Annotated in this window: 6 protein-coding genes; 5 read left to right on the top strand and 1 reads right to left on the bottom strand. The window is 41.3% G+C overall.

Going from position 1 to position 14,194, the window contains the following annotated elements:
• The first annotated feature begins 147 nt into the window (after positions 1-147).
• From ACFRAM_RS07415 to ACFRAM_RS07395, 5 genes are all read left to right on the top strand, one after another.
• Positions 148-5,982, top strand: a complete 5,835-nt coding sequence (locus ACFRAM_RS07415) for an S-layer homology domain-containing protein (RefSeq protein ID WP_379465268.1) — start codon at positions 148-150, stop codon at positions 5,980-5,982.
• A gap of 199 nt (positions 5,983-6,181) precedes the next feature.
• The gene (gene sigK / locus ACFRAM_RS07410) at positions 6,182-6,883 is read left to right on the top strand and encodes an RNA polymerase sporulation sigma factor SigK (protein ID WP_066373374.1); all 702 of its coding nucleotides are present in this window, start codon (positions 6,182-6,184) and stop codon (positions 6,881-6,883) included.
• 652 nt (positions 6,884-7,535) lie between these two features.
• Entirely contained in the window at positions 7,536-8,276 is a 741-nt protein-coding gene (locus ACFRAM_RS07405) for a class I SAM-dependent methyltransferase (RefSeq protein WP_379465265.1), read from the top strand.
• Positions 8,277-8,299: 23 nt separating this feature from the next.
• Positions 8,300-8,821 carry a GNAT family N-acetyltransferase gene (locus ACFRAM_RS07400; RefSeq protein WP_379465263.1) on the top strand — a complete coding sequence of 174 codons (522 nt, stop codon included), beginning with the start codon at positions 8,300-8,302 and terminating at the stop codon, positions 8,819-8,821.
• Positions 8,822-9,396: 575 nt separating this feature from the next.
• Entirely contained in the window at positions 9,397-13,461 is a 4,065-nt protein-coding gene (locus ACFRAM_RS07395; protein ID WP_379465262.1) for an S-layer homology domain-containing protein, read from the top strand.
• 397 nt (positions 13,462-13,858) lie between these two features.
• On the opposite strand, the gene ACFRAM_RS07390 is transcribed toward ACFRAM_RS07395, so the two are convergent.
• Positions 13,859-14,185 carry a hypothetical protein gene (locus ACFRAM_RS07390; RefSeq protein WP_379465261.1) on the bottom strand — a complete coding sequence of 109 codons (327 nt, stop codon included), beginning with the start codon at positions 14,183-14,185 and terminating at the stop codon, positions 13,859-13,861.
• Positions 14,186-14,194: the final 9 nt, after the last annotated feature.

Raw genomic sequence — 14,194 nt, 5'->3', positions numbered from 1 at the left:
AACGGAGCGCAAGATTTATCCGGGCGAATTACCCATTTAGGTGCAGGCACATTTACAGCAACGGTATCAAGTACGGTTAAAACAAACGATACGCTTACAATTGTCGCAACCTGGCCGGCAACTTTTCAGAATCTGGTCAAAGTGAGCTTGGATAACACGACTTTCTTTCAAGCCTATTATAATGGCGTCACCATTCCTGCACAGGGAGCCAATATTGCGGGTGGAGATGATTTCGGCATAGAATTGGCGAATACTTCGGTTTCCCCGTCTCAATTAAAACCTGTAGTGGTTAAAAGCATTACGGCTGTTGATGATAAGGGAAACAATGTACTGGTCAATTTAACACCGGATACCACGCATAGTGCTTGGGGTTTGAATTTGAACATTAAAGGAAATTCCGCACAAACGAGCAGAACAGTAACCATAACTGTAAGAACGGATGCGGCTTATTCGATTGATAAAAGCTTTTTGACTAGTTTTACAGGCACAGCTGCTTATACGGACAGCTCAAGAAATGTCTACCCGAATCAATATAACGCCGCACAGTATTTCACTGCCGGAGATAAATTAACCTTGAGTCTTTCCTCAAACGCAGTTATTCCTAATGGCGTCCAATTAGTCGGTACAAAAACCTCCAAGTTGGTTGAGCTGACGAACACACTTTTTGACACGACTAATTATAAATTCCAATATACATTTACAATGCCGAATGAGCCTGTATCTGTTGTTGTAAAATCAAGTACTAACGCAAATGCTCCACACAACATAAATGTAAGGCAAACAATAGATAACGTGATCCATCCAACGCTTTCGGGCGGCTCGACTTTTGTTCAGGCAACAGCAAGCGCGCCAGCGAGTGCAAAGGCGGGAGAGAAGGTTACGATTAATCCTGGCAGTTACAATACCAAATTCTATTCAATTACCGGTATTGATGTAAGATCGGCGCTCTTTAATGAAGTTGTGCCGGTTACTAAGAATGCCAATGGTTCCTACTCCTTTGTTATGCCTTACACTGATGCAAACGTGACAGTGAATATCGTAGCCAATCCGTCAATTACGATAACGACCGCAGCTAAAAATAATAGCAGCGCTCAAATTACATCTGACACCAAAAATTATTATCCGGGAGATCGAGTGAATTTTCAAATTACGAATACCGACCCGCACAAAACGTTGTCAGCTGTACGTTTTATAAGAACATCGGACAATACTGTAATTTCTACCTTAGACAAGAGTAGTCATGCGTTCGATTCAAGCATAAGTGATAGTTATGTCATTTATCCTAGCGGTCGTCAAGTATCTTCCAATGAAGGAGTAACTATTGTTGCCGAGTTTAATGATTATGCAGGAATTCCTGTATACAATGGTACGCAAAACACCAAAACTGAGGCGCAGTTTTCGGCTTATCCGGCAAATGTGCTGAAAAATCAGCCATTTACTTTTAAATTTACTGTACCGGATGATCGCAATAATACGCATACTCCGCTAATAAAAGTTACTAATAGCAATGGTACAGCAGATTATATCGATCCAATCTATGTGAGCACAGATTCTCAGAATCAGAATATAAGCACCTATAAAGCGGACCTTAGCAGTTTGAACACAAATCCGCAAAGTATTACTTTAGTGGATAAAGTCAAATCTGCTAATAAGGGAAGACTCATTCAAGCGTTAAGCGCAAATTCAAAATTGCCTGGTTTATTTACGACCATAGTGGTGAATGGAACCAACATGAATAGTACAAACGGAGATCAGGCGGTGTACATCGGTACATCATCCAATCCAACTCAACAGGCCACTTTATCAAACGTAACTTCAACCTCTTTTGAAATAAAAGTGCCTAGTAATATGCTGCCAAAGGACAAAAATGTAACCTATTATATTTCTGCAAACGGCGTGCAGAAATCATTAACGATTAATAGTGCAGAGGAATTGAGTCATAAGAGCTTTGGTGTACTAGCTGTTGTGTCATCGAATCAGAGCCATTCTGTCATTATTGGGGCAGACGATACAGACATTAAGCAACAGTTGGGTAGCAGAAAGTCTACACTTACAATGAAAGGGAATTTCGTTGTCACTGGAAAAGAGTATCACTTCAGAGACACAACGATGATTAATTCTGTAGTCAGTAGTTATTTGGAAAAGAACGGTGAACTGAAAGTTACTGATTCTGGAAACGGAAATGTAACGGTTGATGCCAAGAATGTCAGAATGTCCGCAGGCGGTATGAACTTTAGTTCAGGAAATTCGAAAATTGAACTGAAAAAAGGAGTCGAGTACGACCTCGAGGAGAATCAAAAAGGAGATACAGGTGATTGGAAGTTCCCAAACAATCAAAATGTTAAAATCGATAATCTCGGTGGATTGGCTTTGCTTGGCAGGGGGCTTACAGCAAAGTTGACCGAAGCTTTGTTGATTGGAAACGACATCATGTTTGAAGGTAAAGCTTTCTATGGAATCATGATACCGGGCGGGAATGAATTTGGGTTCTCACTGGATATAAATAGACTTCAATATACTTTGGATAAAGACGGGAAACTAGTGTATAAAGGTCTTCAAGCTGCGGGGGCTATCACCCCTCCAAACGATTTTGCTGGCAAGGTGCTTCCCGGGTTTAAACTTGATAACAAAGTGGCAATTGAAGGATCAATCGATACTTTTGAAAAAATATATGGACTAGGGTTCGACTTGGAAACAAAGTTAGCGAGTTTCGCTGCCAGCGCGGCTTTGAAACAAATTAATGACTCATATATACCTAATAAAGTTAAATTTATCGCCGCTTCGGAAAAAGGGCTTCCGATTCTACCTACCGTTATTTTAAGTAAATTTGGTGGCGGTGTTGATGGTCTTGGCGATTATATAACAGGCAATTATAAGGGTATTGCCCCCATCGTGTTTAATATGAACGGTCAGTTAGATATAGGTCCTCCTGGTTTATCAGCTGATAAAAAACCGTTTCACTTTAATAGTATAGAACTGGTGTTAGGACCTTCAGTGGTTCAACTGTCTGGTATGCCTAATCTCTTGGGAATCGATTTGTTTAAGTCATTTAGAGCGGGCTTCTACAGGGATGTGGATAAAGCTAGTTTCCAAGTGGATCTTGATGCCAGTATACTGAAAAATTTTGAAGTCATTATGGCACAGGGAAAAGCTAATGTTACAGCCTATACAGATCCGAAACGAAAGACTGATTTTAATGGCCTGCTCCAGGGAAAAGTACAAATTCCTAAAATAACCTTGGCTCGCACATGGTTCGGCAATATTACTGCTGGACCGCTAACACTGAATAAGCTGGGAGTTGGCGTGAGCAACAGCAACGCGTTTGCTACATTCTCTATTTTGGGTTTTGGTCTTAAAGCTGATTATAGTTTTGGAAGTAGATCAGTATCTGTATCAAGATCCCTGTTACCTTCTAGTCAAATGGACAATACGAAGACATACTATGATGAAAACGGCAATTTCGCGGGCGAGATGCAAAGCTTCTCCAATATTAAAGTAGTAGCTACCAGCCCTTCCCAGGCAGCAGGGAGAAAGTTAATGGCCGCTTCTTTGGATGTGTCCGATCAGCCGACGATCAAGACGAATGACGCATCTACGATTCATACGATAACATTCCCTACAGGCTTGACACAGGATTACGCGGTTACGGTAACTGGCAGCACTAACGATTTCAGCATCACAGATCCGGAAGGTCATCCGTATGCCATAACGTTTCCCAAAACGTTGAGTGACGGAAGTATCTATTATGATGATCCAAATGCTAACGCAGCATTTTTGTCCGATGATACGATTATGTTTAAGCTAGGCCATCAAGCAGGAGACTGGACGATTTCGTCCGCGTCAGGCCAGCCTTTTGCAAGTGCTGTTCTTAACATCATTCCGATTCCGCAAACCGACAGTGCAGTGCTTGATTCGAAAACAAAAACCGTTAATTGGACACTTAAAGGCTTGGATACAGTTAATGAAACCTACCAAGTGCAAGTACATTTGTCCACCGACAATGGCGACGACAAAGCAAACCTAAGCCCTGGCGTTCTAATTCAGACGATTAACGTTGACCCGGCACAGGTTGTGAACGGTAGAATAAGTGGCAGTTATGTATTCTCGCAATCTGATTTGAGTCATTTGCAAAGCGGCAGTTATTATCCTAGAATTGCGCTTATTGGCATACCTAAGGACAATAAAGATAAAAATATACCTTATTCCAGCATGAATGCTAAGCAAGCTTTGGTCACAACCAATCCGCTTGCACCTGGTGCTGTAAGCTCTGTTTCCGTATCAGCAGGCGGTGGTGGAACTTTAAAGGCTAAGTGGAATGAGGTTCCCGGTGCGGATGGTTATCTGGTCAACTTGTTTGATGATCAAGGTAGAGCTGTGATGTCACCTTTATCTTATACAGATGAAATTGGGAGCGATGGAAAGGCTACGGGCAATCAAATTCCTCATGCCGGCGTACCGATCAGTTACAGTATTTCACCAGACTACGCTGTCGATGGAGCATTTACAGTTGATTTTGCGGGAATGACTCCAGGCAGTAGTTACAAAATCATGGTATCTTCTTTTTCATATGCCGATAAAACGGATACAAGCTCAGCTCAATTTTACGGCAACCCGACGGTTTCAAATGTTGCCTTTGTACCTGTTCCGCGAAATCCGGTGTTGAATGTTACATCTAGTATTGGAAAAGTGATAACAGACGAAGAAGCGGGCAATTTACTTTACGTGAATGGAAACTTCAATCTGGATATTGTATCCACTTTCCTTAATCAAAAGGATGGGGCAAATGTGAGTCTAGACAGTAAAATTACCGTATTGCAAAGCGACGGAACAATAAACTCGGAGACCAACAAACCTAACTTCAATACGATTTACAGCAGTGCCGATTATGAGAGTACGATTTCCGTTCCCGTTGCGATCAGTGATACAAACCGTTCAAGCATCATTAAAATTGTGGCTGAAAACCAAGATGGCGATCAGTCGAGCTACAGTCTTGTTGTTCATTATAACAACGATGCTCCTGCGTTATTTGTAAATACTGATTCCAAAGGCACTATAGTTACGGACCAAAACGGCAATTATCAAATTCAAGGCAGCACACAGCCATTTATAACCGTGAGAGATAATTTTGGGAATCAGGTAAAAGCCGACGAACGCGGCAATTTTACAATCAAAGGAACGTTGAGTGCTGGATTGCAGGCTTACAGCACCATAACAGCAACGGATTCGTTCGGTAATTCTGCACAAGATGATGTAGTTATAGCTAGAACTACAAGCAACAACGGAGGGGATAGTTCTTCGTCTCCTAGTCCAAACAGCAACACATCTAATCCTGCTTCGCAAGATAGTGGAGCAACTAAACCTGCTTCTCCAAAAGATGACACAACTAAAATTGATGATCGGACTCCAAACAGTGGTGTTGCTAAATCAACATTTAAGGATGTGCATTTAGAAGCGCCTTGGGCAGAACAAGCTATTGAAAAAGCTTATGCACTGGGCCTTGTAAACGGCAGATCAGTAGATATCTTTGATCCGAACAGCAACACCAAAAGAAGGGAAGCCATTACAATATTAGCTAGAGCCAAGAAGCTAACCTTAGGCCTTCCAGCAGATCTCAATAAAGCTGCATTGCATTTTGAAGACTGGGACAGTGTGCCGGAATGGAGCAAGCCTAGTATCGCGGCAGCATATGTAAATGGGCTAATAAGCGGCTCAAAAGTTAATGGGAAGTTTTATGTGAACTCAAATTCCAATATAACAAGAGCAGAGCTTGCGGTGCTTATACAAAACGCGTTTAAGCTAAAAGCTGACATGAATAATGTCAAATCATTCTCTGACGATATCCCGTCATGGGCTTCTGAAAGTATAGCCGCATTGTTATCAAACAAGGCCGTTAGCGGTTATCCGGATGGAACCTTTAAACCGAGTGCCAATGCAACGAGGGCAGAAATGGTTGTTATGTTGATCAACGTTATTAAACCGTAATAGCACAATAAAAAATCACATTCTGTAGCAGGTTATGCTCAGAGTGTGATTTTTTAAGTTCTGGTGCCAGAATAACTTGTACCTATTTCCCCCGTACATGCACTTCTAGGCCCCTGCCCACATAGAATAAAAGGACCATGAACCCGTAGTTCTCATTGCTGATCGGTTTCATTGTACACGTGCGGGAGGTGTCGCCAAATTGCCCGGAATCATAAGTACAATTGCCCTGTTGATCAAAGAATTGACGCTGTTGGTGTCGTATGTAAGGAACAACGCATTTCCACAGCCCCTGACCGAAGAAGAGGAAAGCCGGTACCTGGGGCGGATGGCGGAGGGGGATGCCAAGGCCCGTAACTTGTTGATTGAACATAACTTGAGACTGGTTGCCCATATTGTGAAAAAATTCGATAATACCGGCGAAGACATGGAGGATCTCATCTCCATCGGAACCATCGGCCTGATTAAGGCGATCGAGAGTTATCGTCCGAATAAAGGCACCAAGCTGGCTACCTTTGCAGCCCGTTGTATCGAGAATGAAATTCTCATGCACCTGAGATCGTTAAAAAAGACCCGCAAAGACGTCTCCCTGCATGATCCCATCGGTACTGACAAGGAAGGTAACGAAATTACGCTGATTGATATACTCGGCTCGGAAGCCGATGATGTAATCAAGGAAGTCGATCTGAAGATTGAGAAGAGCAAAATCTACCGCAACCTCGACATCCTGGATGACCGGGAGAAAGAGGTCGTGGTCGGCCGTTTTGGCCTGGACACGGGCGGGGAAGAGCGGACGCAGAGGGAAATTGCTAAGGAGTTGGGGATCTCTCGGAGTTATGTTTCGAGAATAGAGAAGCGGGCGCTGATGAAGCTGTATCATGAGTTTTATAAGGCGAAGCGGTGAGCGGATAACTTCAGAGTCTGTCTATAGGCAGACTCTTTTGTTGCCAGAATCTAAATGTATAGTGAAAAATAATTATACAAAAAGAAGGTTTTTTGTGTAAAAATATTGAAAGTGTATGATCATAATTTTATGAGCAAAGTTTTGCTTTACAGATATTGGGCGATTGCCGCCGTTTAAGGCAGTATTATCAGGTCTTGATAAGAACTTTGACTTTTCAGAAAATGGTGTGCTTGGCAAGTTTGATGCCTTTGTTTCAAAGATTAAAACAAGCCCACAAGATTGTTCATTATCTTCTAGAGTCTTACAAACTTAACAAAGTCACCGTTGGCATGGAACCTGCCGGCCATTACTGGCTCAGCTTGTTTAGTGGCTTGATATATACCTTGTGTTAAAGTATGCTGTATGTATCTAATCTAAAAGGTGGTGTCTGTTTGTTAATTGCTCTGTAAAAAGCATTTTTATTTTGTAGGTGACATTTTGGCAATTACTTATTGCTATTTTTGTCGTCCATAAAATGCTTTACAGAGTATGCCAAACAGATGCCTTATCGTGCATAAAAGTGGGTATAGTCTATTGACTGTACTCACTTTTTCTTTGTAAAGCATTTTTAAAACGTTTATTGATTTGCTTTACGAAGGGGAATGATGAAAACGTGGAGGTCTTTTTTGAAGCTTTTGATAGGATGGATAGATTAGGTCCTGGTAGTGATGAATCTACCACAAGGGCTATGGAGCTCTACCCCAATAGAGATGCAGATCTCAGAATATTGGATATAGGTTGTGGCCGTGGAGCACACACCTTATTATTGGCGGAGTACTTTCCTAACGCCATCATTACAGCCATAGACAACCATGAGCCTTATATTGAGCATTTGAACGAAACAGCAAAGCTCAAGTCCGTTTCAAACCGAGTAACCGCAACATGTATGTCGATGTTTGAAATCATTTTTCCTGATGAATGCTTTGATTTGATTTGGGTTGAGGGTGCGATTTATATTACAGGATTCGAGAAAGGTATTAATAATTGGAAAAGGTTGCTTAAGCCTAACGGATATTTCATTTGCAGTGAGATAAGCTGGTTGACTGATACTCCGTCAGTCGAAAGTCACCAATTTTGGTACAACAATTATCCAGACATGGATACCGTTTCGAACAACCTAATCAAGATAGAGCAAGCAGGGTATACCATAAAAGAGAATTTTGTTTTACCAAGTACCGATTGGACTACTCACTATTATGATCTAATACAGAACAATCTCAAAAGCATGAGAGAATATTACGCAGATAATGTTGCGGCAATGCAGGTTGTCGAAATGTTGCAAACAGAGATTGATGTGTACCATAGAAACAAACAAGATTATAGCTATGTTTTTTACGCTATGGAGCGGGCATAATCCACTATCAGGAGGTTAAACCAATGAATATTATAATTAGACAAGAAAAAATTGAAGACGTTAATGAAGTCTACCATGTAGTACAAAAAGCATTTGAAGATGCTGACTATTCAGACCATGATGAGCATAAATTGGTAAACAGGCTTAGGAATTCTACGAAGTATATTCCGGAGTTATCTTTTGTTGCTGAATATGGGGACAAAATCGTGGGTCATGTTCTTTTTACAGAAATAAAAGTGGGTGATCAAACTTTGATTGCCCTTGCACCTGTTGCTGTATTACCAGATATACAAAACAAGGGCATAGGGAAGCTGTTGATCATGGAAGGCCACAAAATCGCCAAGCAGCTTGGATATAAGGGTTCCGTCGTTTTGGGTCATGATAAGTATTATCCGAAGTTTGGTTATAAAAAAGCCAGTCAATATGGTATAGAAGCACCATTCGAAGTTTCTGACGATATTTTTATGGCAGTTGAGCTTATTGATGGTGGTCTTTCAGATGTCCATGGTGTTGTAGAATATGCTAAAGAATTTTTTGAAAAGTAGATTATAAGCTTGAAAGAATCGCAAGGCCAACGTCTCTCTCGATCGCTTCCGTTTGGGTGATACAGGTGGAGAAGAGAGGGCGCTGATGAAGCTCTATCATGAGTTTTATAAGGCGAAGTGGTAAAGTCTATATGAGAAGAATAAAAGTGAATGAAAAGCGACTCTTCTACAGGAGAGTTGCTTTTTAAAATAACAGTGTTTACCTCATATCTTGCATACGGGATTTAATATTATTACTATATATATGGAACTATTGTGAATCTAAAGATGTTATTTTGCCTAATCCTAATACAAAGGAAGGCGATTTATGCAGTAGAAAGTTGATCTATCCAAAATCCAAGAGCTTGCCACCTGTATGAAACGTATAGCCTCCAACTTAGAGGATTAAATCAAAGGGAGACCGCATTTTTTCTCCTCTTTTTCAGCTGTATTTATTCTTTACTGATCATTAAAATATCTATCATTTGGTATGGAATTATTGTATAGACTTGGATATTTGTTTGTTATATGATTCTATTTGGATCGATAGACCTAATTTAAGACTAGCTAGTCTGTCGTAATCACAGGGGGGAATTATGAGGAAAAGAATTTTGAGCATTTTATTAGGTATGATCGTGCTAGTGAATTTAATTTTTGGAGGTCAAGGAATCACCCTGGCAGCTTCAGCACAGCCAACTGGTAACATGACTGACATTCATAGCAGCTGGGCAAGCAGCCAAATTTCTAAATGGTTAGATAAGGGTTTGATTTCAGGCTATGCAGATCATACTTTTAAACCGAATGCGAACATTTCACGGGCTGAGTTTGCTTCAATTGTTAACAAAGTTTTTGGTTTTAAGGAACAGTCCCAGAATGATTTTACAGATGTGAGTTCAGATAAATGGTATTATTCCGAGATTGGAAAAGCGAAGTCAGCCGGATATATTTCCGGATCTGGGGATAATACGTTCCGGCCTGAGGCAGCAATAAGCAGGCAGGAAGTCGCGAAAATTTTGTACATGCTGTTGCAACTGAATGGTTCTAATGATGATTCAGCAATAAAGGCGTTTAAGGATTACAGCGGAGTGCCGGCTTGGAGCAAAACCTACTTAAATGAAATTGTAAGTAAAGGGTACATAAATGGTTATCCCGATCGTACGTTAAGACCTCTCCAGACGATTACGAGAGCAGAAGCTGTTGTTATACTGGATAAAGCAATGGGTATGCTTGTTATGGACAAGGGAACCGTTGGCGGGACGGAATTAACAACGATATCGGGAAATGTAACAATTAACACGCCAGGGGTTACGCTGAAGAATACTATAATTGAAGGGGATTTGCTGTTAACTGCGGGTATTGGTGCAAGTGAAGTACACCTCGATCAGGTGACTGTGTCGGGAAGAACGATTGTCGCAGGCGGCGGGGAGAATAGTATTCATCTGTTGGACTCCCAATTGAATAAAATGCTTGTAAATAAGCAGCCGGGGAGAGTCCGCATAGTAGCTCAAGGCAGTACCCGGATTAAGGAAACAACTGTAAAAACAGGAGTAAAACTAGAGGGAACTAATAAAGAATCGGGCTTTGACTCTATTGAACTTGATCTTTCGAAGGCCGATGAATCTGTTGATTTAAATGGTTTCTTCAGGACTATAACAATAAAGAATAAAACGATAGTTAATGTTCTTGAGAAGTCTGAGATTGGCGCGCTTGAGGTAGGCAAAGAGGCAACGGCCAGCATAGTGAATTTAGCTGATAACAGCGTACTTAGACAATTAACTTTGAAGTCGGCTGCCATAGTCAAAGGAAAAGGCACGATTACAAAGACATTCATTAATGCCAGTGGCTCTACATTTGAACAGGAAATTAAAGATTATACATTGACCAAAGGCATGACAGTTGTTATTAACGGCAAAGAAATTGGTGCGGAGCCGAATCCGGCGCAGCAGTTAGCCCCAGGTGTACAGTTGCCAGCCGCTCCAGCTGCAGGTGGCGGAAGCGGTGGCGGCGGAGGTGGATCAAACCCGGGACCTTCTCCTCAGCCGGAGCCACAACCTGAACAGGGTGAACTTCCGGAAGTTCTAGGAGTGTTTATGGTTGAGGATCAACTGTACGCCTGGTTCGAAGAACCTGGGAATTATAGTAAAATACAGTGGGAACTTTATAATGAAAGCAATAAAACAAGTTACGAGACAGCGTATAAGAATACAGCGGGACAGGTTGGGATTTATACGGTAAAAGAAGGTGCTCTTCCTCCGGACGAATATATTGCTGCCATTTCCAATGAAAAGTATTATGATCTTTTGCCAAGTCTCTTGCTCAGTAAAGCGGTTATCAATGGCTCCTATTATCCTGCTGTTTATTACACAGGTATGCTCGACATCCATTTCCAAGTCAATCAGAACGGTATTATCCTGCATTCCGATCAGACTTCAGCTGCTGATACCGCCCCTTTAGTGGATGGTGATCTGATTTCTGTATTCTACGGGGATTATCTGGTTTTGAAAGCGAAGTGGGATGGTGCGGGCAAGAGGTGGGTATATCAGGGCCTTGTGAACATTGTACCGGCTCCGGTTCATGTTTCGGCAACCCCTTCCTCCAGAACGGATATTAACATTAAGTGGGAAGCGATTCCTAAAGCAGAGTACTATCATATTCTTACAAGCAGCTCACCGGAAGGACCTTATACTCCTGTTAAAGATAGTTCGGGAGCACCTTTGAAAGTAAAAGAAAACGTTTATACGGATAGCGGGCATGCGCCGCATACAACGGTCTACTATAAAGTGATTGCAGTGGTTAACGGCACCGGGTCGGCATTAAGCAATTATGCTTCAGCCACTACGTTTATTAATGAGCGAATGCTATTAGATTTCAATGTTACTGACAGCGTTCAAGATCCAAGCAAGCCCATTATTTATGCAACAGACAAGCAAAAAAAGAAACTCGTTGCGGTTAACTATGAGACCCGGCAGACTACTGAAGTTTCGTTTGAACTACCTCCGGAAAGCTTAGCTTACGCGGATGGGAAATTGTATGTTGCTCTCCTGAAAGCGGAGCATTCGCCTTATATTTTTGATGATCAGCAAAAAGGTGCTGTAGCTGTTGTGGATGCTGCAACTCTTACCATCAGTCATATTTATGATATTAATCTCGATCCTTATAGCATTTCAGTAGACCGCGAAGGCTATGTGTATATTTCATCCGGTTCAGGCCAATGGACGAAAATCCGGTCTTATTCTGGTGATTCCTTTACACCCATCGGATCTTATACAATCAGTCACGCAACGCATACTCTTATGCATCCGACTATGAATAAGATATATACCGTTAACACGAATTCGATTCCAAGAGATATTGGAACATTTGTTATTAAGAATGGCGAACTCCTAAGCAGTTACGATTCTCCTTATCACGGAGATTACCCAATGACGACAAAGATTAATTTATCTCCGGACGGAAAATATCTTTTCAATGGTGCAGGAACAGTATTTTCAACTAAGTATGACAGAATTGGTGATATGAGTTTTGTATATAAGATGGAAAGAGCTTACGATGATATGGCGTTTGATTTGAAGCATGGAAGGTTCTATACCATTAAAGATCGTCTGATCAACTCTTACGACTACAGTAATTTCAGCAAAGTTGATACTATTACCTTAGATGGAGCCGGCCAACGAGTTTTTGATGGAACTAATCAATTACTTGCATTTACCAGCTTAGAAGGGAAGACGATTCTTGAGTTTGTTGATAAACCTTTTGCGGAGGAAGTACCGCCGGTAGATGTCCCGGGGATTTATTTGGGTGGAACGGTTGTAGGCGCTGTATATGACTCTGCTGACAATAAGGTTTATGCTATTGATCAAGCGTTCAAAAATCTAATCGTAGTTGATACCGCAAGCAAGTCTGTTATTAAAAAAGTACCTCTGCCTTATAAACCGTCAGCACTGACTTTATCAGAAGATAGAACAAAATTGTATATTGTGAATAAGGACGCGTACAATTTGGTGACTGAGGTAAGTTTAAGTGATTATTCTGTTACCCGGAGTTTGACGTATTCGAATCCGGAGGATTCCCGGGACTTTTCCCATCGCCATATTTACAACAAGTCAGGCCGTTTGTACGTCGTTTTAGGTGACTGGTCTCCAACGCTGTTGATTTTTAATGAAGTGACTTTCCAGCTAAGCCAGCCCAACACAATAATTGATGATGGTATTGGGGATATGGTATTCTCCAGTGATAACAGCAAGTTCTATTACTGGAGCCAATTTGGATGGGATGCCGGCTCAGCTAAATCTACGGTCTACACTTATTCTATTCATGAAGATGGCAGCATCAACAAGGTTGACGAGTCCGTTCTGGAATATCCGGGCCTAACCAGAGAACCGATGGATGCGCCGGCTTTATTAGTAGAAAGTCTGGGAATGGTCATTGTAAAGAACAAAGCCTTTAATAAGGACAACCTGCAAGAAGTTAAAGGGTCATTCCCGGAATCGATCTATGCTGTGGATGTAGTGAATAATACGGCATTGGGGAAACAAGGGATTTATGATCTTACAACCTTCCAGAAGGTCCAATCTATTGATTTAGCTGGTGCGACCAGCATATTCTATGATGATAAGGGAAATCTTTATTATATGATTGATAACTCTTTGTTTATCAATTAAACACAAGCCTGATGCGAAACCGCATCAGGCTTGTTCTATAACAAAACGTAAAGGCAGGATATTATGACTTTCCTACTTAATACGAGCATCTACGTAAATTGCACTTATGCGGTGGAACTTCCGTATACCGGACGGTACGTACGATTTTTACGCATGAAAAATAAAAGGGATAGTATTAGATATGCTTAACTGAAAATCCCGTCGATGGTAGCTAAATCATCAACTGACAGCGTGATCTCGCTTGCTTTTATATTTTCGACCACTTGTGCGGGAGCTTTTCCGCCCGGAATCACGGTGTCGATTCCTTTCTGAGCTAATCGTTCTGAAATCCACATTGTATTTATGATCATATCACGGCAGATGCTTCGAACGTAGCGGAGGATTTTTCTCGCTTACGCTAAAATACCAATCCCCCGACCAACAATGCAGTAATAAAGAGTATACTCCCCGCAACCACCACTAATCTTCTTTTTTGGGGGTCATTTGCTGTATTCTTATAGGCACTGACACATATTAGCGGCAATCCTAAGAAACCAAGCATAGCCCAATTTCCAATTGTTTCTCTTTGCTGACTAAATAGAGAATAACTTTCAAAAAACTTAACCAGACTAAGTATAATAGACATGCAAGCAAGTAGAATCATACCCAGAGACAGAAACAGATCATATTTATGCCGATTCTTTATGACATGAAAAATCAAAGGGATAGCTAATCCGATAGACATCAATAAATA

Source organism: Paenibacillus sp. NPDC056722 (assembly GCF_042790635.1).
Classification (GTDB): domain Bacteria; phylum Bacillota; class Bacilli; order Paenibacillales; family Paenibacillaceae; genus Paenibacillus_AQ; species Paenibacillus_AQ agri.
This window is presented reverse-complemented; position numbering and strand designations above follow the sequence as displayed.

Bases quoted from the DNA above. Each gene is read 5' to 3' on its own strand.
- ACFRAM_RS07390 (WP_379465261.1), bottom strand. From the start codon at position 14,185: ATGTCTATCGGATTAGCTATCCCTTTGATTTTTCATGTCATAAAGAAT.
- ACFRAM_RS07395 (WP_379465262.1), top strand. From the start codon at position 9,397: ATGAGGAAAAGAATTTTGAGCATTTTATTAGGTATGATCGTGCTAGTG.
- ACFRAM_RS07400 (WP_379465263.1), top strand. From the start codon at position 8,300: ATGAATATTATAATTAGACAAGAAAAAATTGAAGACGTTAATGAAGTC.